The organism is Gemmobacter fulvus, from assembly GCF_018798885.1.
Classification (GTDB): domain Bacteria; phylum Pseudomonadota; class Alphaproteobacteria; order Rhodobacterales; family Rhodobacteraceae; genus Gemmobacter; species Gemmobacter fulvus.
The window spans coordinates 140,667-165,484 of the sequence record NZ_CP076364.1 but is presented as its reverse complement, the minus strand read 5'-3'; the positions used below and the strand labels follow the sequence as shown (position 1 = coordinate 165,484).

Here is a 24,818-nt window from a genome sequence, read left to right as displayed (position 1 = left end):
ATTCTCTCCCTTTGACGTGTCTCTCGGCGGTCACGACTGGACCGCGAATATCGTTTGCTGATCTGGTCCGGTCTGAATGCGCAGATGGCCGGTCAGCATCGTATCGACCGCGTCGTCGCCCGTATCGACGCTCAGCGGCTGGTTGCCGAGCGCGATCAGCTTCTGGACCGACGCCATGACGATGATGCGCTGACGCCCGACCCGGCGGATGACCTCGGCACTGATCTGCTGGTTGCCCCTGCCGAACAGGCTGCCCTGACCGCCGAGGACGCCGACGACCAGCCAGGTTTCGCGGCCCTGCATCAGATCGAGAATCCCGCGCTCATCCAGATCCTGGCCGACGAGTTTGCCGTCCACCACAGCATCCACTCCCAGCAGAGTGGCCCCCAGGCCGAGCACCATGGCGACGCGACGCGTTGTTGTACCGGGCCCCAGAATATACAGGCAGCCGGGACGCATGTCCGAAACGACCTTGCGCGCGATCGCATCGGCTGTCGCCTCTTCGCCCGGGCGCGCACCGGCCTTGGCATTCTGAGACAGGCGCTCAAGGTAGGGGCTGCGGACGTGACCGTAGAGGCGCGCGGACACCCTGTCCTGACGTATCAGTTCTTCATCGAGATCCATGATTTCGGCCTCGCGAAGGGTCACATCCCGGCTTCCAGCCAAGAACAGCGCTGCAAGTCGGCCCGCGTTCTTCGCAGTTTTCGCGAAAACGGAGGAATGCATCTTCACCCCAGCCGGCACTCCCAGGATCGGAATGCTCGAGGCTGTCCCGGCGGCGACGTCGCGCGCGGTTCCGTCCCCGCCGACGAAGAGGATCAGATCCACGGCGTGATTAGACATGGCCTGCGCGGCGGCGGTCGTATCGTTGCCGGTTGTATGAGTGGCATCCGGGCGGTGAATGACCTCTGCACCCTGTGCGACCCACTCCCCCATGGCGCCGTCGGCGGTAACGATCCTAAGCTGTGGCAAGTCGTTCCTGATCGCCTGCAGCGCTTGCCCCGCCTTGCGGTTAGCCTGTGGCACCGCCCCGCGTCGCAGAGCCTCTTGCACCGTCTCGAACCCATCCGAACCTTTGAGCCCAACCGATCCCCCAAGTCCCGAGAAGGGGTTCACAATGAGTCCGAGCGTCGGACCGACGATCCCGTGTGAGCTCTGCTGACGCTGAATGTCCATCGCCTTCTTCCTTCCCCAAGACCACGGCGCGGCCTTGCTCCGCTGGACCGATCGTGGTTATGGTCATAACTGAAAAACATTTCGTATGTCAACTCACATTCATTATGTATGTGAAATCGCGAAGAGGAGAACTCATGGGACTGACAAGAGCGGAGTCGATGGCGGAAACACGAGCCAAGTTGATGCATGCGGCCCGAGCCATGTTTTCGTCGCGCGGTTATTCGGAGTCGCCGATGGAAGAAATTGTTGCGGCAGCAGGTGTTACGCGGGGCGCCCTCTATCACCAGTTCGGAGGGAAGCCGGGCTTGCTAGAAGCGGTCATCGAACAGATCGACGAAGAAATGGACACGCGCCGAAGTGAGATGTCGCAACACGCCGAAAGCAGTTGGGATGCCTTCGTTTCCTCGATTGTGACCTACGTCATGATGGCCGCCGAGCCCGAGGTCCAGCGCATAGTCCTTCTGGACGGGCCCGCGGTCCTGGGAGACCCATCACAGTGGAGAATTCACCGATCGTGCATTCGAAACACTTTAAAGCAACTGGAGGCCTTGGCTGACGAGGGAGTACTGTCAACGAACAACTTTGACCCGGAATCGACTGCAAACATCATCAGTTCGGCAGCTCTGGGTGCCTCGATCTGGGTCGCCAATTCTGACGACCCTCAAAGGGCTTCGCAACGGGTCGCGGCAAGCTTTCCGGCGCTCTTGAATGGATTGCTGGACCCTGTTCCGAAGACAATGGTGGTGGAGTTCGATTCCGATGGCCGGTTCGCCAATGTGAAACGTGCGCAGCGCTAGGGTCAGGTTTTCGGTAGGGTGGCCGTCTTGGTCATGCGATTCTGGGCGTACCGGGCTTACCGTCGCAGAGTGGTTCGACATCTGGTGTTTCGTGTGCCGTAAGGCCGTTGCTGAGTTAACTACCTCGCTGCGGCAAGTCTGAGCGACCGATCTTGAGAATGCTGCGTCGCTAGCAGCGGCGCTCAACAAGCGGCGGCAAAGGGCCGGTCGCGACGACATCAACGCGAAGGGCGGAGAGCGGTCTGACGGCGGCGCGGCATCGCTACCGCAGCGAGCCTGGGAAAGCGGTCGTTCGTTCATGGTGCAGCGATCATCCTTCCCCGCGACCCGTGACGGGCGGGTCGTCAGGGAACTTGCCGTCCGGGTGACCTCAGTCGATCCGATAGCTAGATCCGTCTTTTCGCACAACGATCTGGAGGCGGGCCGCCAACTGTTCGATCTGGTTGGCGGCCACATCACGCAAGCTCCATTCGGGAATGACGCGGTGCGCTTCGATAAGCCTCCGGAGCGCTTGATTGTCACCCCGATCGCCAAGCGCCTGGACGGCGTACCTGGCTATGTTGTAGCGCTTAGAGCGAAGCAGCCGTTCGACCAAATCGTCGGGCAGTTCGCGAAGACGCCGCTTAAGTTGGTGAAGCACATGGCTGATTGTGTGCCCATATTCATCATCCGTGGTCCAGACTTCGGCGTCAAAATCATCGATCACAAGTAGGTCACGTTCGAGCGCTGCGGCCATCGGTTCAGAGCCAAGGCCGACCGCAGCGGTACGGACTTGCATCCTTTCCGCAGGGGTAAGATCCGCCCTATCACACCAATCTTCGAGCAATTCGATCCACGGCAAAATGCCAGGGTGCGGCGGCGCGGCCCGAATAAGACCACCAAAGCCCCAGTCCATTTCGAAGATGCTGCGCATCCCGGTCGTCACGGAATTTGCGATCCTTACGATATCCGCGTTGCTTTGAGCGCGCGCGCGCGTCAGTACCGCGGCATGTTCAGCTAGAGCTGGGTCGGGATAGTGGCCGAACAGCGCGATTGTTGTAGCAACGTGTTGCGCAGGTAATGATGGAATGTCATCAACCAAGGAGCGGAACTGTTCGGCATCGCTGTACCGCGCTTCCATCAACCGCAGCGCGATACGAACCTCAAGGTCTATTGAGTTATCCTTGACCAAGATTCGTGCAAGCCTTCTACGTTCACTATGATCTTCGATGTGGTGCCCGATGCTGGCGGCAAGCTCGACCCGACGGTCGAGCGGAATGGTGGGCGAGCGGAGCAGCTGTTCGAAAAATGCCGACGGGTCGGCATGAACGCCAATGAGATCGCGTGCCGCGTAATTGCGGTCCCAGTCCGCCTGCTCGATCCCCTTGATCGCCAATTCTACGCCGGCGTTCTCAAGAGGTGCACCGGCCAGAAGATAAGCGCGAAATCGCGCTTGCCACGGCAAACGCTCATCGCGTGCCACTTTCAGCGCGAGCGCAGGCGATATAGAGGCAGTATCGAAGTTCCAGAACAGTCCTGAGATATCGCTGACGACGTCGGCATCCGCAGTGTCGGGATTCATCGCATTGATGATTGCCTGAAGCGCGTCGTCACCCGCTGCCCGCAATGCGTATTTGAAGCTGTGGTGAATACCCGTGCTGTTGCGAGCTTTTGCGATGAGCCCTTGCAATACGCTGAGCGTCAGCTTCCGATCACTACGCTTGCTCAGGATATCCCCGGCACCTTGGTCAAGCAGCCAGCGGTGGTGAAGTGCTGCTTCCAGCTTTGGCGACGCGACGTGCCAGAAGCCATCGGCAAGAACTCGGCCCACGCGTTCGCGGGCGTCCGATGGAGCTTGGACCCAGAATGCAGCAAGACGCTCGGCGACGTCGAGGCGGAGCGTCTCGCTCACGATTGCGCCGTTGGCGATGCACCGGCCAACTAGACGCAGGCCCGTGGCAAAGGCATCGTCGTCACGTAGAAGTATGGCTTCGATCACCGGCTCGGGATCTGGCGCAAGTTCGAGTGCGAACTGGATCACCTGCGCCCAAGGCCGCTGGACGGCATCCTCGATCCGCTGGTGGAGGCTGTCGAGATATTTGTCGATGAGATGCCGTGCCGCCAGATATTCCTGCACGATCGGATAAGGGAATTGCAGGCGAATGGCACTTTGCGGGCGGAGGATACCGTTGGTACGCAGCTGCTCGAATAGCACGTCGGCTTCGGCGACGTCTGACACAAAGCGGTTGATTACCGCGCGCACCTCGCGCTCGGTCGCGCCAATCTCCTGCTTCTCGAGCCGCTCGAATGCGAGAGTTTCGGCGATCGCTCGAAGGATGACGCTGCGGTCGTCGGACGCGCCGGTCGCCTTTGAGCGCCCCGGCGAAAATAAGATCGCCAGATAGCTCTCGATCAAGTCAGAGCGAGTCAACGGCCTAGGATCATTGATGTCCGTGGTCGCAAGCAGCATCATCAGAAACAGCGGAATGCGAGCCAGTCGATCGAGGTCGGGGTAAAGCTTCAGCCTACGTACCACCTGCCACGGCTGCAAACTGCCGAGCCGGTCACGCATCGTCGCGGCAAAGCGTTCGATGTCGCCGTCGCTGAGCGGAAGCAGCTCGACGATCGCCGATTGCGGCAGGTCGCCGAGCACGGCCGCGTCGCGAACGGTTAGAATCCAGGGCGATTGCGGATAACGCGCCGAGAAGTTCGTAATCCGCCGCATCAGCTGTGGTCGGCTCGTCGCGGGCACTTCGTCGAGACCGTCGAGGAGCAGGACCAGCAGGCCCTGTTCGGCGAGTCGCTCCCAGTCGGCACTGATTTCCAGTTCGGTGCTCATGGTGGTGCGCAGGAACTGGATGACGCCGGTAGCAGCGGCCGCCAGCGACGCCAGCGGAACGGCGACGGGCACAAGCGGACCGGCGGCGAGCCGACCCGCAATCGTCGTCAGAAGTGCCGACTTGCCATGGCCGGGTCCAGCTACGACGACGACGCGGTCGAACTGATCGGTCGGGAAGGTTCGGAGATCGATCCCGACCTCTTCGCTGGTTCCGGACTGTTCCGGATTCTCGCTCTCGAAGTCGGTTCGTTTTGAGGTGTCTAAGGTGCGGGCGCGAGGCCAGACGAACATATCCTCGGCAGTCCCCGAAACTGAGGTTCCCGGTATCGTGAGCCGCGCTATCTGCCTGGTGGCCGTCCGAAAGGCGGCTAGGCCCCATTCCGGCGGCTCGCCGAGGAGCAGGTCGTGTTCGAGTTTCAGGCGACGACGAAGCGATGCGGGGCGGAAGAGGCCGCGCCGGCGGGCAGCACCGCCGACGATATCGCGCAAGATCGGCAGCAACGAGGGGAGCGATGGCGATGCGCCCGTCAGCCGCCGGCGCCCGAGCTCGCTCTCGATGGAGTCTTGGGCGAAGTGGAGCAAGCGCATCCGGCGCAGCAGTTCGAAAGCGGACTGCGCCCCGCCCGTGATCTTCTCAATGCTGGCCAATGCACGACTTTGCGCGTCGGCCAGACGTCCAACGAATCCGGCCTGATCGACGGCCGTTGCGGCGCGCTCGCATAGCTGAGCTACTGCATCACTTGCGGCATTGCGCTCGGCGACCACGATGGTCAGCTGGTCGACGGGCCCAAAGCCGGACTGAAGCTGGGCATGGAGGCTCTGCCACAGTGCGGTCCAAGCGCCATTCTGAACGCGCAGGCTGAGCTTGACCGACTGAAAATCTCGATGGCCGTCGGCGAAGCACAGCACGATGTCATCGACATGCTCGGTGGATTCGACGCGCACTTCGAGAAGGCGTTCGCGAGCGCTCAGTTGGTCGAGATCAAGAAGATCGGCCAGCGCGAGTGCGGCGACTGTGTTCTGATAGAATATACCGGCCTGTGTGGCCGAACCGCCGGTCTCCGTCACATACGTCCTTTCATGTTCCCGCCTGCCCATGATATCAGGGTTAGAACAAACGGCAAACATTAAGCTGCGAGTTAACGCATTGGGGCTGGAGCAACTGGCTCCGGTAGTCATACGGTCCGCACTTGAGATATTGGGTTTAGTGTTATGCTGCGGCCAGCGAGCGGTTACTTTCGAGAAGCCACACGCTGCAGTTTCGGCAAGTCGAACGGTAGATTTTTTGGGCCGACTGCTAGGAACCCCTCTGACTGGCCTTTAAACTGCAGGTCTACGACTTTCGGCAGTAGCGTGCGTTTCTGGCCAATGATTTGCTCCTTGCTCCAAGCGGGACGTTCAGACCGCATCGCAGGAAAATGGCCGGCGGGCATCGTGTTACCTTATGTCCTCCAGCCCGTCCCTGACTTCGGATGATCCGATAAGCTCGATGATTTCACAAGATGTCCGAGCTGCCCTACGCGGCCTAATTTTCTGTAGATTGCTACGTTGCAGATTTTACCTGTTCCAACAATACTTTGAGCAACGCTATTTCTCGAGAGTGGACGGCAATTGGCTAGCGGAACTGCACCGACATCCAGAATGCACGCAGGGGGGCGTGCAACCGAAGCCGGAATGGACTTCCAAGCCGAGGTCGGCACTTGGCTTGCCGCCCATCTGCTGGCGCGGATGCCGATCGGCGGACGTTTCGGCCTCGGAATTGCCACCTTGCCGGTCTCGATCCAACTCGAAACCGGCGATGGGCTCGACGACATCCGCTTGGAGCAGGACGACACCAGCCGCATCGACCTGCAGAGCAAGACCAGTGCCGGGCTGGCTGCTAGTCCCAAGAGCCCTTTAGGCAAGACCATCAGCCAACTCGTTCGTGTCATGGTCGATGCCCGCGCCACGGGCGTTCCGGTCGATCCGAAGAAGGTTCGTGCCGTCCTAGCGGTTGCCGCCAATGCTCCGCGCACGCTTGACTCGCTGGAGCAAGGTTGCCGCGCGTTCGATCTTGGCGGTAGCTGGGCAACCACCAAGGCCGGGCGGTCTTCGGCAGAGCGCGACGCGCTCGATCTGTTCGCGATGCATGCGCGGACGGCATGGGCAACGCATTCAGCTGTCCCGCCGACCGACGACGAACTGGTGATGATGGCTAGGCTGTTCCGCATCGTACGTTTCTCGATGAACGAGGGCGATGACAACTGGCGCGAAGCATCACGACTGCTGGGCACACGTCTCTATGGCTCCGAAGCCGTTGGCGATGCGCCCTTGCGGGAGTTGAAGGGTATCATCCGAGGTATGATTGGTAATGGTGCGCCCGCTCATCGCGCTGGACTCCTGCGCGAGCTTCGTCGGCTTGGCCACAATGACGTTGGGGCCGCCGACTACACCGCCGATCTTGAGCGTCTGTCGACCGCGTGCGAGACCGAGCTTGCGCGCCTAGCTGGACATACGCACCTGCCGATCGCCGGTGGCATTCCGATCACGAGGGTCAGCGACGGGCCACTTGCCGCGGCGGCCGATACAGGCTCGCTGATCGTCACCGGTGAGCCCGGGGCTGGCAAGACCGGCGCGCTGGTTGCGTTGGCGCAGGCGCGCCGCGCAGCGAGCGATACGGTAGTATTCCTTTCGGTTGATCGCTTCCCGGGCGTTGCCATTGCTGCCAATCTCCAGTCCGAGTTGGGGTTGGCGCACCCGCTGACCGAGGTGCTCGCCGCCGCGCCCGGCTCGGGACGCAAGCTGCTCATCATCGATGCACTGGATGCCGCGCGCGGCGGTCCGGCAGAAGGCGTGTTCGCTCAGTTGATCGAGGTTCTGGGAGTATCGGCGCCGGACTGGACCGTCATCGCCTCGATCCGCACGTTCGATCTGCGCAATGGTCGTCGGTTCCGGGATGCCATGCCTGGTACGCCACCTGATCCGGCCTATACGGAGACGGGCTTGGTCAACGTCCGGCATTTCCAAGTGCCACGGCTCGTGGACGATGATCTTGACGCTGTAGGCATCGCTGCCGAAGATCTTGGCGTGTTGATTGCTGCTGCGCCCGACAAACTACGCGACCTGCTGCGCAATCTCTTCAACCTCTCGCTCGCCGCGCAACTGCTCGCCGATGGGGCAAGCCCCGACAGTATCCGCACGGTCGCCACTCAGTCCGACCTGATCGACGCTTATGAGGATCGCCGGCTTGTCGACACACCCGCGCGTCGGGCTGCGGCCGCGACGGTCAGCGAGATGGTCGAGCGGCGCCGGCTCGCCGTGCGCAAGGTAATCGTAGGGCACGATCAGCTGGATGCGGTCATTCGGACCGGCGTGCTCGCCGAGTCCGGCGATCTCGTCAGCTTCGCCCATCATGTGCTGTTCGACCATGTCGCGGGCCGCTTCTTTCTAGAGTGGGACGATCCCGCTCGGTTGATTTCCCAACTCGGCGGCGACAGCTCAATCGCGCTTATGCTTGCGCCGGCGCTGCGATTCGCGATCGAGCGGCTCTGGCGCCAGGATGCCGAAGGCAAGGTGCATATCTGGCGCCTAGTCGCCGGCATCTACGCCGATCCGGCGGTCGATCCGGTGCTTGCCAATGTTGCGCTTCGTACCGCGATTGAGCGCGTGGCGACGCAGACCGATATCGCGGGGCTGGTCGAGCTGATCGCGGCTCGCTCGAGTGATAACGCGCTGGCAACTATGCTTTCGCGACTTGCCCGATTTGTTGGGCTGGCAGTCGATGCGGCCGGCAGTATCGGATCGGACGAAGCGCTTGCTTGGGCGATGGTCGCCGACGCCGCGATCAAGGCGGGCTCGCGCGATCTTTCCGATGCGACACGCTTCCTGCTCCATACATTATTCGATAAGCGCGATCTCGCCGAGCCTGTGTTACTTGAAGTGTTCAACCGCACCGCGCGTGCGCTTCTCGACTTCGCCTGGGCTACCGATCCACCAATGCAGCAGACGGCGACCAGCGCGATCCGTTTCGTCGGCAAGAGCTTCGCCGCCGATCCCGCCGCGTCGCGTGCGTTGCTCGATCGGATACTCCGCGACCCGCATTTCTCGGCCCATGCAGACAAGGAGGCGACCTGGGTAGCCGAGCAAATCATGCCAATCGCGCGGGCCGACGGTGATTTTGCGATCGAAATCTACCGCGTATTCTATTCTCGTGACATCACCGACGACAGCACCTCGTTGATGGGAGGGCAGGCGAGCCGGATCATGCCGCTCTCCTCCAACCGTCGACAAGACTATCGCCACTGCCGCTACCACCTGGCCCGGCGGATCACAGCTCTTCTTGAGCTTTCGGTTCCGCTCGGCACGCGTGCGATTGTCGAGGCATCACTCGGCGACACCGATCGCGCACAGCCCTTGGGTCTGGGGCGCAGGCCGGTTGCAGTCGCCGGCCATGCAGCATTTGATCTGCTTGGATACAAATATGGGTATGAGCCCTGGGACGATGCCGAGAATATCGACGGCCACCGGGATGACGAAGTGCTCGTGCAGCTAGTGGCGCATCTGCGCGGCTGCTCGCCTTTCAACTTTTCAGAAACTGTCGATGCGGCCGCTATTAACTATGCCAGTCCGGCGGTGTGGACCCGGATCCTAGGCGTCGGCTCCGAGCGCGTCAGCGAGACTTCTGACGTCTTGTGGCCGTTCGCTTGCAACATCACGATGCTAGCGCATGGCGACATCGTCCGTTATTCAGTGCGCTTTCTGGCCGCAGCCTATTCATCCCGGTCAATTTCCGAGCGGGCCTCGTTCGAGGCCGAGGCGTTGCAGGCCGGCTTATTTACAGGTGAAGCCGAACAGCGTTGGTGGCGTAGCGTCCTCAGCCGCTTCCTGTCGCTGGTCGACGTAAACGCGATTGCAACCGACCCAATGCGAGCGCTGCGCGAGGAACTGGCAGCGGCGAAGGAACTGGCCGGCAATCCCCCAACATACTCGATGTCGATCAGATCGGGGTCGTCGCGTGGGGCTGCGCGCAGCCTGCTCGCCAGTGAAGGCGTCGATGTCGAGGAAGGTATCGATGCGCAGATGCTGTCGCAATCTGAGGCGCTCTACGAGAAAGTGGGGACCACGCCCTTGGCCTGCGACAGTGTGGAGCTCGCCGAGCTTTGGGCGGAAGTGTTGGCCATGATCACTTTCTATGACGCCCATACTGATACGCTGCATGCGAAGGTCGAACAGCCGGTCTGGGGGAATATAAGCAACGCGCTCCAGCGCATCGCAGGTGCCGCAGCCTATGTGCCCGGCGTCGATGGCATGCCGCCGGTCGAGGAACTGCTCGCCGTGTTGCGGCGGCTTTGGGCGAGCCGCTTCCCGGAGACCCGGGAGAAAGACGAAGATTCCAGTCTAAGCTGGAGCAATTGGGACGTCCGCGTCTATGCGGCCGACGCCTATGTTTCGCTCGCTGACCAGTTCGGTGAGGATCACAGCGAGATCGTCGACATGTTCGACGCGATCCTCGCAGACCCGGTACCGCAGGTCCGCCTGCAGGCGGCGCAGAGCCTGCAGGTTCTGAGCCGCACCGCGCCCGACAAGATGTGGGCGCTGGCCGAACGCGTTGCGCGTGACGAGCCGCACCCCGGCGTGCTCAGCGCCTTCCTTCACTATGTGATCCCGCGCTTCACCTGGAACGATGCCGAGAAGTGCAAGGCGATCATCGAGATCGTCCGTGCCCGCCGCGATGTCATCGAGCGCGACGACAAGCCCGGTCGCGACAACGTCGCCGAACAACTCGGCGGCCTGACCGCGCAGCTCTGGTGCGGGCAGCAAGAGGCCATCGCGCTCGAATGGCTCAGGGCTTGGGTCGGTGACCCCGCTGCGCACCGCGAGTTCCTCACCTCTTTCCTGTCGACGCTGCGTGGCGCGTTCTTCGCCCGCTATGCGGATGGCGAGGAGCGCGACGTCGGGTTTTCCAATCGCTCGCAACATGCGGCGATGGTCATCCTGGAGGCGTGCTCGGCGGCGGTAGAAGCCAGCCATACCGCGGTGACGGGCGGGACCGTCGAGGGCGCCGAGCGCGAGGCCGCCATCGCCACCTACAAAGCGGCAGAGACGGTGATCGGCCACCTCATGAATCAGCTTTATTTCGGCTCGGGCGCGCATGCCGACAGTCGCGAAGCGCCCGTCGGGCTCATGTCCCCCGACACGATGCGCCGGTTCCTTGTCGATTATCGCCCGATGCTCGCACTGCTTGCGGCGTCGCACGAACCTTCGACGCACCATCATCTCGTCGAACTTTATGAGTTTCTGATCCCCGGTGATCCATCAAGCGTGTTCGACTCGCTCCATGCGCTGCTGACAGGCCCGGCTGCGCGGGAGGGCTATCATCACGAGAGCCTTGCCGCGCCGGTCATCGTGCGGATGATCACCCGCTACATTGCCGATCACCGCTCAATCTTCGAGGATGACACGCGCCGCTCCGCGCTCGTCGAGGTCTTACGCCTATTCTCCGACGTCGGTTGGTCGGACGCGTTGAAGCTGCTCTACGAACTCCCGGACCTGCTTCGCTGACAATGCCCTGCCTACGGGATTGCGAAAGATCTAATCAGCCTGCTGGACTTGCGAGAAATGAAGTGAACGGTCGCTTTCGAAGGCCTTTTCACACACCGATCAGGCTAAACAAGGGACAACATATGCCGACATCGGCGGAACTGGAAAATCTACGCCAGCGCTCGATCGCCAAGCTGAATACCGACGCCGCGCTCGATCATATCGCGATCTTAATCGACACTTCACTAGATGCGAAGTTCCCGCGCGGTGTCGAACGTGCGCTCTATCTGCTAGACGAATTGGAGAGGCGGGAGCTGGCCCCCAGGCAAGGCGCTCTTATCGAGTATTTTCGCGCAAACGCCTGGAGCGCCAAAGAAGTGTCGGCAGGTGAACGTGGTTCTTGGGATTGGGAGCATCCCGAGAGAGAACAACAGATCTTGGCACTCTCCCGCGCCAGCGCACACCCCGGCTTCGCCGAGCTGGACATCGTCCGCCGCTGCCAGATCCTGACCAATCGGGCAAATCAGCTAAACACCAGGGGGCGCTTTGTTGACGCGATCGAGGGCTGGGACAAGGCGCTGTCGATCCTCCCAAATTTTGCGATGGCGTTGGCAAACCGCGGATTCGGCCTCAAACACTACGCCGGGCTATTGGAGCAAGATCGTGAACGGGCGATCCTGCTGCTGCACGCTCATGACGGTTTCGCGGCGGCGCTCGCACCAGACGCGATTTACGAAGGCGAGAATCAGACCGTCCTGCGACGGCAGTTTGCAGCGACCGCGGCCGAGTATGCCGCCGCGGCCGATCTGGATCGCATACGCGCCTTACAGGATCTTGATGGCACGGATCTTGGGCGCAGCAAGGCCGAGCGAGCCTATCGGCGTTGGTGCTTGGACCGCAGGCTCTTCCTCAACCCACTGAACGATCTCGGCGCTTTCTCGGTGGCGGCAATAGACGATCTCGTGCTGCCGACAATCATGGAGGCGTTTGATGATCGGTCCGGCGCCTTTACTCCGCCGCCGGTGATTGGCTTCTTCAACCAGATGAAACAAGAATACGCCTCGGCACGGTTTATGCTTTACGAGGGTTTGAACAGCACTAAGATTCATTTCTCTGATCGCGGAGTGCGTTTGTTCGATACGCTCGACTATCCTGCACATTCGTTAGCGATTGAGCGCGTCCGCACGGCTTATCGCATCTCTTACTCGTTGCTCGACAAGGTGGCGTTCCTCGTTGACCATGTCTGGAAGCTTGGTAAGATCGCAGACCGCATAAACTTCAAGAATGTCTGGATGGTAGAGGGCAAGCCGCGTCTGCTGGATGGCTTCAAGAAATATCCTAACTGGCCGCTGCGCGGCCTTTACTGGTTGTCTAAGGAACTGTTCGACGACGAGCTCAAGCGTACGACCGCGGCGGACGCTCGTGAGTTGCACGATATCCGCAACGCCCTCGAGCATAAATATCTGCAGGTTCATGAGGGATGGGCATGGAATCTGATGCTTGATTCGCCTGCATCCAACTGCTTTTGCCTGTCGATCGACAGTGATCTGCTCGAAGCTAAAGCGCTTCGAGTTATGAAAATCGCAAGGGCAGCACTGATTCAACTGGCGCTTGCTATTGGCGTCGAGGAGCGCAAGAAAAACGACGGCGGCACTAAACTTTTGATTGGTTCGATGCCTCTAATTGGGCTTGAGGAAAGACGAAAGCGGCGCGACCCTGGCTGGTAGTGGTGCCGCCTGCCTTCATCAACTTGAGGTATCTGGATCCCCAGCGAACGGCAATTTCTAGGGAGCTCTACCGCGCCGCCTCACGGCCGGGATGGGGCGCATCACTACCATGCCCCGAGTGTTTTGCTGCGTCACTCCTCGAAGGGCCGCTTTGGAGAATGCGGCAAAGCAGCATCCCAGCATCCTTCGGCGCTGACCGGCGGCTAAGGGCCGGCCGGCAGAGAACCCGCCGACCGGCTTATCGCTACAAGTCTATCCCCTCAGACAGCGTCAGCGCGTCGTCTAGGTCTACGCCGAGATATCGGACAGTGCTGTCCATTTTCGTGTGACCGAGCAATAGCTGCACGGCCCGCAGATTGCCGGTCTTCTTGTAGATCTGCGCAACCTTCGTCCGGCGCATCGAGTGTGTCCCGTAAGCGCTCGGCTCAAGTCCAATCGATGTCACCCAGTCACGCAAGATGCGGGCGTACTGCCGCGTCGACAGATGCGCGCTGTGGTGCAAGCGACTGGGCCAAAGATACTCCAGCCCGAGCATCTCGGGATCAGCGATCCAACGCTCGAGGGATTGTCTTGTGGTTTCAGTGATCTCGAAACGAACAGGCTTACCCGTCTTGCTCTGGGTGACCGAGGTGCGCTCCTTCACTCTCCCTGCAGCAAAGACGTCGCGGACTTTCAGGCAGACGAGGTCGCAGCCGCGAAGTTTGCTGTCGATAGCCATATTGAACAGCGCAAGATCGCGCAGGTTGTCCGCCATCTCAAGGCGCACACGGATAGACCAGACATGCTTTGGCTGCAGGGGACGCTTTTGGCCGATGATGCGCCCTTTGTTCCAGGCTGGGTGGTCAGGCCGCAGGGCGGGCAGAAAATCGATGGACATGGCGATACCTCCTGCCCCCAAGCCCACCCTGACTTCGGATGATCCGACAGGCGCTATAGTAACATGGTAAGCGGTGCGCCGGCCCCGTGGTTTCGGCTTGATGTGACTTGGGGCATGCCGTTCTGCAACTGAGTTTGCGGGAGGCTGGCCGTGGAGCACCAAAACGAGCACCGGATGGAGGTGCGTGGGTCGAAGGAAGTATCCCGGATCGAGATCCTTGATGGCCCGACCGGGCGGCGGCGATGGCCGGATGATCTCAAGGCGCGGATTGTGGCTGAGAGTTTTCAGCCTGGCGCGCGGGTCTGCGATGTTGCGGCGAAGTATGGGTTGATTGCGCGGCACCTTTCGGGATGGCGTGGTCAGGCGCGCAAAGGGGAACTGGTGGTGCCGGTCGCTACGGCCCCGACCTTCGTGCCGCTGGTGATCGAGCCATTGGCTGATGCGTCGGCCGACACGGGCGTGATCAGGGTCGAGATCTGTGGGGTCGTTCTGCATGTGATGCCGGATTGCAGTCCAGACCGCGCGGCGGCCTTGGCGGCGGCGTTGAGGAAGGTGCTGTGATCTTTCCGGATCAGGCCGTCCGGATCGTGATTGCGACCAAGCCTGTGGACTTCCGCAAGGGACATGACGGGCTGGCGGCCATGGCGCATGCCGCGTTGGGCTTTGCGCCCAAGGCGGGGGTGATGGTTGTCTTCAGGTCCAAACGTGGTGATCGGCTTTCATTCCACATACCAACTGCGTGATTTGCGGATCGAATATCCTTGGCACCCTCTTTACGGGCGGGTTCTACGCGCGCGCGATGGGGGACGCAGGCACGGATCGGACTCTGTGCTGGTCGAGGAACGGCAGGGGTTCTTCCGGACTTTGCCCCCCTGGATGTGCGATGCCGCCTATTGCGCACGCATGGAAAGCGGCCCGCCGGTTGTTGCTCTCGAAGCCTTGCGGTCGCTTGCACAGACACTCGATCTAATGCGTCACGGTCAGCTTGCGTCATCCTGTGGGGGATCGATTCCCGAGGAGGATACGCATGCCCTGCCGACCCCGACCCCTCTCGCAACAAAAGCAAGCGACGCCGAGTCAGCTCTGCCTGGACCTGAACGACAGCCCGAACCGCCCCCCGGCCGCGCCCGCGACACCGGCGATCCTGGAGGCATTGGCAGACCTGCTGCTGATGGCGGCGGGCAAGATTGCGGAGGGCGCAGGTCATGATGCACGCAAAGATCACCGCTGAGCACCTTGCCCGCAGCGCACTCGTCTACGTTCGCCAGTCGACGATGGCTCAGGTGCTCGGGAATCTCGAAAGCCAGAAGCGGCAATACCAGCTGGCCGAAGCCGCCCGCGACACCGGCTTCGCCGAGGTCCGGGTCATCGATGAGGATCTGGGACGCTCCGGCTCTGGTCTGATTGCCCGCCCGGGCTTCCAGCGTCTGGTCGCGGAAGTCTGTGCCGGGACGGTGGGGGCGGTCTATTGCATCGAAGCCTCGCGGCTTTCCCGTAATGGCCGGGACTGGCATCATCTGATTGACCTCTGCGCCTTGACGGGGGCCTTGGTCGTTGACCCGGAGGGGGTCTACGATCCGCGTCAAATGAATGATCGACTGCTGCTGGGGCTGAAGGGCACCATGTCGGAATACGAACTCAGTCTTCTGCGGCAACGTGGGCTGGCGGCCCGCGATGCGAAGGCGAAGCGGGGAGAACTCCGCTTTACCTTGCCGCCTGGGTTCTGCTGGAGCGAGGACGACAGGATTGAGATGGATCCTGATGAGCGGGTCCGGCAGGCCATCCACCTGATCTTCGCCAAGTTCCGCGAGCTTGGCAGCGGTCGCCAGGTGTTCCTGTGGCTGCGCGCGGCCGATGTCCATCTGCCAGTGGTCCTGCGCAACGGTGCCCTGCGCAAGATCGCTTGGCGCAAGCCTGCCTATCACAGCGTGATGCAGGTGCTGCATAATCCGGTCTACGCTGGTGCCTATGCCTTCGGCCGGACCGGTAATCGGATGGCGGTGGTCGAGGGCGAGGCGCGCAAGACCAGCGGCCATCACCGGGCGATCGAGGAGTGGGGCGTGCTGATCAAGAGCAATCACGAAGGATACATCGACTGGCAGGCCTATGAGGAGAACCGCGTCCTGCTGGGGGAGAACGCGCATATGCAAAAGCGAACGGCCCGCAAATCCGGGCGCGGCGGACAGGCGCTGCTGAGCGGCATGGCGCGTTGCGCAAGGTGCGGCCGGATGATGCGGGTCTTTTACAAGACCGGGACCGACCTGTCCCATCGTTACCAATGTCGGGGCGATGACAGCCATGTCGGGGCTGGGCTCTGCATCGGTGCGGGCGGGGGCGGCATCGATGCGGCCGTGACCGGCCAACTGCTCGAAGCGGTCTCCGGCCGCGCCGTGCAGGCTGCCCTATTGGCGGGACAGCAGGCCACCCGGGCACAGGAGGTGGTGCGGCTTGCTGTCGAGAAGGAGCTTGATGAGGCACGATACGCCGCGGAACTGGCCGAGCGGCGATATGAGCATGTCGATCCCGCCAAACGGCATGTTGCGCGCACGCTGGAGGCGCGGTGGAACGCAGCCCTGGAGCGGGTGGCCTCGGTCGAGCAAAAACTTGCCGCTTTGGGCGCAGAACTCATCGCGAGGCCCGGGGTCGATCCTGATGTCCTCTTGCGGCTCGCCACCGACCTGCCCTCGGCATGGAATGCCGCCGGGACCGATGCCCGCGCGCGGCAGCGACTGGTGCGCCTGCTGATCGAGGAAGTGGTGATCGACATCGATCAGGCGGAGAACGCCTTCGTTCTGCTCATTCACTGGATCGGCGGGCGCCACACCGAGGTCAGGCTGGCCCGGCGCCGAACCGGTCGCTTCCCACCGGGGCCAAAGCGCACTGCTGCCGACATCTTGCGCAAACTTGGCGGGCACTGGCCAGACAGGGAACTTGCCGTGACCCTCAACCGGATGCGCTGCCGCACTGAGGATGACGAGACATGGACGACCGTCCGCGTGGCTGAATTGCGCGACAGGCTCGCGATCCCACCCTATGATCCCGAGGCCGAGGAGGAGAAGACCGTGAGCGTCGATGCTGCCGCCAAGCGGCTCGGCGTCTGCGTGGCATCTGTCCACAAACTGATCCGCGCGCAGATCCTCCCCGCGACACAGATCCTGTATTCCGCCCCATGGAAAATACCGCTGGCCGCGCTCGAAACCGAGGCGGTTCGGATAGGCTTGCAGGAAATAGCCGCGCGCAGGCCAAGGCAAGCGCTTGATAAGATTGCAGACAGGTCCATGACCCTACCCGGATTCTGAAGGAGGAGATGCATTATGAAACGTGATCGGGCGACAGGATCAAGGTTCTGTTTTGGGACGGCAGTGGGATCGTGATGATCTACAAGCGACTGGAACAGGGCGGCTTTGCCTGGCCAAAGGTTGGCGACGGGGTCATGCGGCTGTCGCGGGTGCAGTTCGAGGCGCTGTTTGCAGGGCTTGACTGGCGCCGCATCCATGCGCCCAGGCCGACGCATCCCCCCGCGACAGAGTGACTCGGATCGCCTTGTAAATATGGGCAATCCTGGGGGCACGCGGTATAAACAGCCATGCCTGCGCCCGCCGATCTCCCCTTTGATATGGACAGCCTTCCGCCCGCCGTGCGTGAGGCGTTTGCGACCATGCAGGCCAAGGTCACCGGGCTGGAGGCGCAGACCGAACGTCAGGATTACCTGATCGCCGAGCTGCGCCATGCGCTTTACGGCAAGCGGTCCGAGCAGTTGGCACCCGACGAGCGCCAGCTGGCTTTCGAGGATCTGGAAACGGCGGTCGCCGAAGCCGAGGCCGCGCGGGCAGCGCTGGCGGAGCGCAATGCCGATGGCAGGCCCAGGCGTCCGGCAGCCAAACGCAACCTTGGCCATCTGCCAGATCACCTACCGCGCATCGAGCAGGTGATCGAACCCGCGCAGAAGATATGTCCCTGCGGCTGCACCGACATGGTGACGATCGGCGAAGACCGCGCCGAACGTCTCGACATCGTTCCTGCCCGCTTCCAGGTCATCGTCACCATTCGCCCCCGCTATGCCTGTCGTCGTTGCGACGCAGGCATCATACAGGCCGACACGCCCAACTGGCTGATCGAAGGCGGTTTGCCGACCGAGGGCACGCTCGCCCATGTCGCCGTCTCCAAATATGCGGATCACTTGCCGCTTTATCGCCAATGCCAGATCTATGGCCGGGGCGGCGTGGATCTGGACCGGTCAACCCTGGCAAAGTGGTGTGGCGTAGCAGCCTATCATCTGGCCCCGGTCGTTGACCGGATGTTGGTCCACCTCAAGCGATCCGGCCGCCTGTTCATGGACGAGACCCGGGCACCGGTCCTCGATCCCAAGGCGGGCAAAACCAAAACCGGCTACCTTTGGGCGGTGACCCGCGATGATCGCGGCTGGGGTGGAGGCGATCCGCCCGCGGTCGTCTTCACCTATGCGCCCGGGCGCCATGGCCGCCATGCGATGGACATCCTGACAGGCTTCGAGGGCATTCTTCAGGTCGATGGATATACCGGCTATGACGCCTTGGCCGAACCAAAGCGCGTGGGCGGCATGCCCCTGACGCTGGCCTACTGCTGGGCCCATTCCCGGCGCAAACTGCATGACATCTATCAAAAGGACGGCTCCGAGATCGCCGCCGAAGGCCTGCGCCGCATCGCCCAGATCTACAAGATCGAAGCCAGCGTCCGGGGACGCTCACCCGAGGAGCGCCTAGCGGCCCGCCAAGCGCGATCGGCCCCGCTGATTGCCGACTTCCGCCTTTGGCTGACCCACCAGCGCAGCCGGATCTCCGCCAAATCCCGCTTGGGCGAGAAGCTCGGCTATATCCACCGGCACTGGGATGGCCTGCAGATCTTCCTGTCCGATGGCCGCGTCGAGATGGATACAAACCCGGTCGAAAATACCATCAGACCCCTAACCCTCAATCGTAAAAACGCGCTGTTCGCCGGTCATGACGAGGGCGGCCGAACCTGGGCGCGCCTGGCCTCGCTTATTGAGACCTGCAAGCTGAACGCCATCGATCCCTACGCCTACTTGCGCGAAACCCTGACCGCCATCGCCAACGGCCACCCCGCAGCGCGCATCGACGACCTCATGCCCTGGGCCTTCCAAAAGCCGTCAAGCTGAAAGCCTGACGGGGATCACGCACCGCTTACGTAACATGGAGCGTTGAGTCGTTTTGTTCTATCTCGCGGGCGGGAAGCGGCCTGATGGCGTCGCAGCATGGCGGCCGCAGCATGCCTGGGAAAGCGGCCAATTGCGCGAGACGCAGCGATCACCCAACCCGGGTCCCTTGACGGGCGGCGAGCCGACTGGCGGCACTGCAGGATGGCAGTTTCAGCAAACCTGGAGAAGGCGGCCATTCATGCGAAGCTCAGTTGCTCCTGCCCCTCAGGTCGTGAGTCCGCTCGATGTCAACGGTGACCAAGTGCTAGGGCCACTTCCTGATCACCCGCTATACTTCATCTTGAATTTAGAGCGGCCGAGGCGCATCTTAAACGCATCCGGAAATTCGGAAGGGTTTGTCATGGAAACGCTCAGCGGCGCCCCACCTCGCCTCGATAGGCTTACGATCAGTGAAGCCGAGGCGGTTACCGGCGTCAAAAAGACTCACATCAACCGCCTGCTTGATGATGGCCACTTCGACTCGCTTTGGGCCGTAGACCGGGTCTCAGGGCGGCGCATGCTGGACTTGGACCTCTGCGTATTTGTGAAGTTCCATGAAGACACTGGCAAGCTTCTGGCACCGAAAGCTCGGTACAAAGTCTGGAATATGTTCGTTGAGAAGGTCAACTCTTCGAGGACGCCGTTGGTCCATGCACCATGCAGCGCAGGCCCCAACGCGTTCTTCTTCGTTCTAGACAGCGCACTTTCGGTGGACATGACGTCTCATTGCCTGCACGTCAATAGCAGTTGGAACACGCTCCGCCGGTCCCGCGCGGACATCGCGAGCGATCCGAATATCCGAGGAGGCATTCCCGTAATCGCCGGAACACGGATCGGCGCTTATGAAGTTGCCGACGTGGTCGACAGGGCGAGTGTGGAAGAGGCTCTTGAGATTTACCCGTCTATTGATCGAGAAAAGGTGGACGCGGCGGTCCTCTACGCGCAGGCCAACCCGCGGACGGGGCGACCGATCAGCGGGAGCACGTACCGGTCTGACAGACTTCGACTGAAATCCGTACGCAAGCACACCCGTAAGGTTAGCTAGGGGCCATCGGTGAAGTTTCTAATAGATGAGTGTCTTGCCCTCGACCTGGCGCAGGTGGCGGTAGAGGCGGGACACCTCGAAAGTGCTCACCTGACGCATCGCGGGATGACCGGTTGGAAGGATCATATGCTTATGGAGCGAATCCTTGCTGAGGACTGGACCTTAGTCACGCGCAACTCGGACGATTTTCGACCGCCTGAGGGGAGCAACTCAAACGCGCCTTGCTACCTCGGAATCGAGCTTCATGCTGGACTTGTTTGCTTGAACCTCCCGAACGGTGCCTTGCGAGGGGATCACATCGACTTCTTCCGTGCGGCACTCGATGACTTGGGAGAGGATGGCGATCTTACAAATCAAATCTTGGAGGTCTGGCTTGTCGAGGTGCAAGACTTTCTCGAGGTTGAACGCTATGATTTTCCGGCGAACCATGCCCTGTTCGATGCCGCAAACCCGCAAGCCGCCGATGAGGAGGATGCACCGCCGCCTGCTGCATGAGTGTCTGATCTACTTCAGTCCGAGTTAGCTTTGACGTCCTCGATCCGCCCATCCCGAGCAAGTCGACCGGGCGGGAAGCGGCCGTTCGCTCTGCCGTCGGGCGGCTCTCCGCCCGCAGATCGGTCGGGGGGCGATGTCGCGCGTCGTCGCGCGGCAGCTGCAAGCGGCGGCCTCGTCCCGCATCGTCACTTTCGTGGCCGAAACTTTGCGGCAGGGCCGGTCGAACGTCAGCTTCCGGGGGCACGGTCACGCAGCATGTGTTGAGGTCCACCGGCGGCTATGGGCCGCCCAAGGTCTAACTACTCCCTGTAGGAGCGTCACGTCGCGGCGATCTGACGTTCTCGAACGTGGTTGAATGAGAAAACCATCAAAACAAGTGGATACCGTGTATAACCTTTGAGATAAGTTCTCAAGCTAAGCGCGAAGTCTTGTATTCGATAAGAGAATCACTGCGGAACCCGGCATTTGAGCGACCCCGAAAATAGCTCTCTGATAGCGGCACTTCATGCGCTGTTGAATCCGTCGAAGGTTGACGAGCATCTCGTCTGCGCAGGGGTTGATGCAATCGACACCTTGGGCGACGGTCCTCGGACCTTTATGCTGCATGTTAGGTTCAACGAGGACCTCCCGAAAATCGAAGACCTCGCCCGGTTCCTCTGGGAACAGTGCTTCTACTATGCCCTCCCTCGACGCAGGCAACTAGCGCTTAAGAAAGAAGCCGAAAAGGATCCATCGGCGATGCTGAGAGTGGGCAAGGCTGCGCGCGATGCATTTATCGCCTTCAGTGAGAAGAATCCTAGCAGAGCCAGCGAAGTCGCTGAGGTTCTCGCCTATTGCGTTGTCCAACATTACCTTGACGCCTCCCAAGTCGTGGCCAAGATGGGTTTGAAGACTTCGTCCAACATGCCCGTCCACGGCCTGGACGGCGTGCACGCAAAGTATGAGAACGGTGCGCTCACGATATACTTCCTCGAGGCCAAGCTCGCCAAGACTGCGAACGGCGGAGCCAAGGACTACGCTGAGTCGGCGTCCAATTTTCTCTCTAACCGCTCGCAGTATTTGCGGGAGTACCAGATCGTCTCGGAGCTCGGAAATCTCGACGCTCTGAACGAACCGGAACGCCAACTGGCGCTCGATCATTTTGACATCCTAGGAAAGCCGAAGCTTCATCGTCGCGAGCGATATATCGGCGTCATCTGCTATTCTGAGAAAAGGTATGCGGACAAGTTGTCCGTGACGGACGGCTCGATCGACGTCCACGAAAAGCATTTCACCGCAATTTATGCAGCCGAACATAGTCATCACCGTGATGTCGCATTGAAGCATCTGAAGAATAACGGAGCCACACCGCGAAAATGCATGGTGTTCTATATAGCTGTCCCGGATGTGAACGTGCTGCGGAAGAGCTTCTACCAAGAAATGGGTGTGCCCTTGCCCGCTGGAATGGAAGTCATTGACGGCCCCGACGGGGACGAGCCCGCGGCGGCCGACCAAGTTGAAGCGGTCTTGTCAGGGAAGTTTGAGGGGGATTTGATTTGAGTTTCGCACTTGATCTTTCCAATCGTCTGACTAGCCATCAGGCATTCCACGAAATCTACAATTCGCTGCAGCGCGCCGCCGCTGTAAAGACTTTGTCGCAGCCGATGACGGATTTCGATCCGACGTTGGACGAGGATGAGATCTTCAAGATGCTCTATTGCGCGGGCGTCTTCTCTCAGACAGAGAGCGCGAAATACCGATATCTCGCGCAATCAATTGCGTTGAACATGCTGCTCTTGGACCACGGGGAGGATGTCCGAAGCCGGAGTCTTCGGCTACTCAGTGATCTCGGCAACTTTCCGGCCGTCACCTATGCGGCCAACCACGGGAAGGCCGAGCCGGGTGGAAACTTCCTCACAGAATTTCTGCGGACATCGATCTCCAAAGCCTTGAACACCGTACAGGTCGGTGCCGAACCGATCGCGCTAACGGATTTTCAGAAGGAGGCGTGGGACAGCCTCCCCGACGCAAACGCGATAGCGATAACCGCACCGACGTCGGCCGGGAAGTCGTTCTTGGTCATCGAACACATGTGCCGCTCTGTCGAGGCAGCGTCCAAATTTTGTGCGGTCTACGTCGCACCCACTCGCGCCCTACTGTCGGAGGTTTTCGAGAGCGTAAAACGCAGGCTCGACGGAAAACCTGGAATCCGGATATCTACTGTTCCCAGCCGCGATTCCGAGGACCTACCCAAGCAGGTGTTCATTTTGACGCAGGAGCGGTTCCAGGTCCTGCTAGCAATCTCGGACTTGGTTTTCGATCTGATCGTCGCCGACGAGGCGCAGAACATGTCAGACGGCTCTCGTGGCATGATCCTTCAGGAGTGCCTAGAGCAGGCACTCGACCGCAATGGCGGCACGCGACTTGTATTGCTAGCCCCTGGAGCTGATGGTTTCAGGGAAGTTGGGGCAGCAATCGGTAGGCAGGCAATGAAGATTGCCGCTTCATCGATGCCTTCGGTTATCCAAAACAGGATTGTCGTAACCAAGAGCACTGTACCGAACACACTTGAGCTAAGTCTCTTAACCGAAACGGGCACGCACAGTCTCGGCCGCCTCACAGGTTCTCGCGGCTTCGATCTGCCAACTACCCGTCTCGCCGCGGTTGTTCTCGAGCTGGGCCAGCAGGACGGCTCCCTAGTCTATTCGACCGGTCCGAAGGACTCGGAAACGGTCGCTACGCTAATCGCACGTGGATGCAAAGTTGTTGAGGACAAGTCACTCGAGAATTTGGCCGTATTCATCGAGAAACATATCCACGAGCGCTATAGCCTCGCCGACCTGGTCCGCAAGGGCGTCGCTTTTCACTACGGCAGGATGCCCACTCTCCTTCGAGAGTCGCTGGAGGCCGCTTTCAAGCAGGGCGCTATTAAGTTTTTGGCCTGCACCACGACACTGTTTCAAGGCGTCAACCTGCCAGCCCGAAACGTCTTCATCGACACTCCGGAACGAGGATCGGGCGACGCGCTCGATCCTGCAGCGATGTGGAATTTTGCCGGTCGCGCTGGAAGGATGAGGAAGGATATCGTCGGTAACGTATTCCTCGTCGACTATCAGGACTGGCCCGAAAAACCGATGGATCGATTCGTCGGCTACAGCATCGAACCCGCCTTCCGGAGAACCGTCACTGAGGCATCCGGTCGGGTCCAAAGCGCGTTGGCAGGCGATATGCCGACTGTCGGGCGGCGGGACGAGGAGGGCCTCAGGGTACGATCGGCGGCAGGGCTATTAATTGCCAGGGCGGCGAAGGGCGACCTCGCTCCATTTGTTGAGCGGACGCTTGGCGGACTTTCGGCAGATGATCGAAACTCGCTCGTAGCGATTTCAAACGCTGCTTACACGACGATCAGTCTGCCGTTCTCATTGCTCGCGACGAACTGGACCGTCGATCCTTTCGGGCTCCGTCGCCTCTACGATAACATGTTGGCGAAGATTGCCGGGCGCGAGTTCGACGAGTTGTTTCCGGTCAATCCGCACGACACGGGTTCAAAGAAGAGATACGCCTCTATTTTTCTCAGAATCCAGCGTTGTGTCTTCAACGTTCAGCACGCGTATGGTGCGGTCGCTGCGGGTACTGCGGTGGAGTGGATGAAGGGATTGCCCTATCCCGCGCTACTTGCGATCGCGGTGAAGAAGGCTGAGGAGAGGCGAGCTAAGAAGATTGCAGAAAACGAGGCCGAAAAGGCTGCCAATCCCAACGCCAGAGTCCGGACTCCGCGTGATGTCGACGTCAATGGAGTCATCCGACGTGAATTCGAAATGATTGAGGACGTGCTACGATTTCAGTACGTTCAACTCGGCAAAGCGTACGTGGACATATTGAGTTTGGCGCTTCAGGAGACGGGAAACGCTGCCCGCATTGCCGAAATCTTCGACTTCCCTCTCGCCCTAGAACTGGGGGTCGCGACCAAATCCGGATGGTCGTTCATGGAGCTTGGTCTGTCTAGAATAGCTGCTTCCGCGCTTGAGCCGAATTTTCCAGATTCGAATCTATCGGTCCAGGATGCCCGCTCTTGGCTGGCCAAGGTCGACGTCCGTGACCTGGGGTTGAGCCCAGTGATCGTCGAGGAACTTAAGAAATTGAATCTTGTCCAATTGGCAGCGTAGGGAGAAAGGATGGCACGGATGATGC

16 protein-coding genes are annotated in these 24,818 nt (G+C 60.8%); 13 read left to right on the top strand and 3 right to left on the bottom strand.

Translation table 11 applies throughout. The annotated features are described in order from the left end of the window. Positions 1-30 precede the first annotated feature (30 nt). A complete protein-coding gene (locus KM031_RS20750) occupies positions 31-1,176 on the bottom strand; it encodes an ATP-NAD kinase family protein (RefSeq protein ID WP_215507611.1) in 1,146 nt (381 codons plus the stop codon). Positions 1,177-1,310: 134 nt separating this feature from the next. Between KM031_RS20750 and KM031_RS20745 the strand changes: the two genes are divergently transcribed. Beyond that, positions 1,311-1,973, top strand: coding sequence for a TetR/AcrR family transcriptional regulator (locus KM031_RS20745; RefSeq protein ID WP_215507613.1), 663 nt, complete (start codon positions 1,311-1,313; stop codon positions 1,971-1,973). Between the two features lie 370 nt (positions 1,974-2,343). Here KM031_RS20745 and KM031_RS20740 read toward each other — a convergent pair whose 3' ends face one another. Next, a complete protein-coding gene (locus tag KM031_RS20740; RefSeq protein WP_215507615.1) occupies positions 2,344-5,859 on the bottom strand; it encodes an NACHT domain-containing protein in 3,516 nt (1,171 codons plus the stop codon). 606 nt (positions 5,860-6,465) lie between these two features. Here KM031_RS20740 and KM031_RS20735 point away from each other — a divergent pair. Both KM031_RS20735 and KM031_RS20730 read left to right on the top strand, forming a co-directional pair. Beyond that, a complete protein-coding gene (locus KM031_RS20735) occupies positions 6,466-11,331 on the top strand; it encodes an NACHT domain-containing protein (protein ID WP_215507616.1) in 4,866 nt (1,621 codons plus the stop codon). Between the two features lie 122 nt (positions 11,332-11,453). Then, on the top strand, positions 11,454-13,037 hold the full coding sequence (locus KM031_RS20730; protein ID WP_215507618.1) for an LA2681 family HEPN domain-containing protein: 1,584 nt from the start codon (positions 11,454-11,456) through the stop codon (positions 13,035-13,037). Between the two features lie 244 nt (positions 13,038-13,281). On the opposite strand, the gene KM031_RS20725 is transcribed toward KM031_RS20730, so the two are convergent. Beyond that, positions 13,282-13,914, bottom strand: a complete 633-nt coding sequence (locus tag KM031_RS20725; protein ID WP_215507625.1) for a tyrosine-type recombinase/integrase — start codon at positions 13,912-13,914, stop codon at positions 13,282-13,284. A gap of 150 nt (positions 13,915-14,064) precedes the next feature. Between KM031_RS20725 and KM031_RS20720 the strand changes: the two genes are divergently transcribed. From KM031_RS20720 to KM031_RS20675, 10 genes are all read left to right on the top strand, one after another. Next, complete coding sequence (locus KM031_RS20720) at positions 14,065-14,475, top strand: transposase (RefSeq protein WP_260692076.1); 411 nt, start codon at positions 14,065-14,067, stop codon at positions 14,473-14,475. Further along, positions 14,472-14,657 carry an IS66 family insertion sequence element accessory protein TnpB gene (tnpB, locus tag KM031_RS20715; protein ID WP_215507579.1) on the top strand — a complete coding sequence of 62 codons (186 nt, stop codon included), beginning with the start codon at positions 14,472-14,474 and terminating at the stop codon, positions 14,655-14,657. Before KM031_RS20720 ends, tnpB (KM031_RS20715) begins: the two co-directional genes overlap by 4 nt. 284 nt (positions 14,658-14,941) lie before the next feature. Further along, on the top strand, positions 14,942-15,145 hold the full coding sequence (locus KM031_RS20710) for a hypothetical protein (protein WP_035714909.1): 204 nt from the start codon (positions 14,942-14,944) through the stop codon (positions 15,143-15,145). Next, positions 15,123-17,213 carry a recombinase family protein gene (locus tag KM031_RS20705; RefSeq protein WP_035714956.1) on the top strand — a complete coding sequence of 697 codons (2,091 nt, stop codon included), beginning with the start codon at positions 15,123-15,125 and terminating at the stop codon, positions 17,211-17,213. The genes KM031_RS20710 and KM031_RS20705 overlap by 23 nt, the downstream gene beginning before the upstream one ends. Positions 17,214-17,251: 38 nt before the next feature. Further along, positions 17,252-17,446: an IS66 family insertion sequence element accessory protein TnpB gene (gene tnpB, locus KM031_RS20700; RefSeq protein ID WP_260692135.1), complete on the top strand. Its 195-nt coding sequence runs from the start codon at positions 17,252-17,254 to the stop codon at positions 17,444-17,446. Between the two features lie 54 nt (positions 17,447-17,500). Then, a complete protein-coding gene (gene tnpC / locus KM031_RS20695; protein ID WP_215502983.1) occupies positions 17,501-19,069 on the top strand; it encodes an IS66 family transposase in 1,569 nt (522 codons plus the stop codon). A gap of 400 nt (positions 19,070-19,469) precedes the next feature. Continuing rightward, entirely contained in the window at positions 19,470-20,153 is a 684-nt protein-coding gene (locus tag KM031_RS20690) for a DUF433 domain-containing protein (RefSeq protein WP_215508009.1), read from the top strand. Positions 20,154-20,162: 9 nt separating this feature from the next. Continuing rightward, the gene (locus KM031_RS20685) at positions 20,163-20,648 is read left to right on the top strand and encodes a DUF5615 family PIN-like protein (protein ID WP_215508008.1); all 486 of its coding nucleotides are present in this window, start codon (positions 20,163-20,165) and stop codon (positions 20,646-20,648) included. A 465-nt stretch (positions 20,649-21,113) separates the two neighbouring features. After that, entirely contained in the window at positions 21,114-22,187 is a 1,074-nt protein-coding gene (locus KM031_RS20680; protein ID WP_215508004.1) for a HamA C-terminal domain-containing protein, read from the top strand. Further along, on the top strand, positions 22,184-24,793 hold the full coding sequence (locus tag KM031_RS20675; RefSeq protein ID WP_215508003.1) for a DEAD/DEAH box helicase: 2,610 nt from the start codon (positions 22,184-22,186) through the stop codon (positions 24,791-24,793). Before KM031_RS20680 ends, KM031_RS20675 begins: the two co-directional genes overlap by 4 nt. Positions 24,794-24,818: the final 25 nt, after the last annotated feature.

Excerpts from the sequence above, each read along its gene's own strand:
- KM031_RS20735 (WP_215507616.1), top strand. The coding sequence starts at position 6,466 with ATGGACTTCCAAGCCGAGGTCGGCACTTGGCTTGCCGCCCATCTGCTG.
- KM031_RS20730 (WP_215507618.1), top strand. The coding sequence starts at position 11,454 with ATGCCGACATCGGCGGAACTGGAAAATCTACGCCAGCGCTCGATCGCC.
- KM031_RS20750 (WP_215507611.1), bottom strand. The coding sequence starts at position 1,176 with ATGGACATTCAGCGTCAGCAGAGCTCACACGGGATCGTCGGTCCGACG.
- KM031_RS20705 (WP_035714956.1), top strand. The coding sequence starts at position 15,123 with ATGCACGCAAAGATCACCGCTGAGCACCTTGCCCGCAGCGCACTCGTC.
- tnpC (WP_215502983.1), top strand. The coding sequence starts at position 17,501 with ATGCCTGCGCCCGCCGATCTCCCCTTTGATATGGACAGCCTTCCGCCC.
- KM031_RS20725 (WP_215507625.1), bottom strand. The coding sequence starts at position 13,914 with ATGTCCATCGATTTTCTGCCCGCCCTGCGGCCTGACCACCCAGCCTGG.
- KM031_RS20710 (WP_035714909.1), top strand. The coding sequence starts at position 14,942 with ATGCCCTGCCGACCCCGACCCCTCTCGCAACAAAAGCAAGCGACGCCG.
- KM031_RS20745 (WP_215507613.1), top strand. The coding sequence starts at position 1,311 with ATGGGACTGACAAGAGCGGAGTCGATGGCGGAAACACGAGCCAAGTTG.
- KM031_RS20690 (WP_215508009.1), top strand. The coding sequence starts at position 19,470 with ATGGAAACGCTCAGCGGCGCCCCACCTCGCCTCGATAGGCTTACGATC.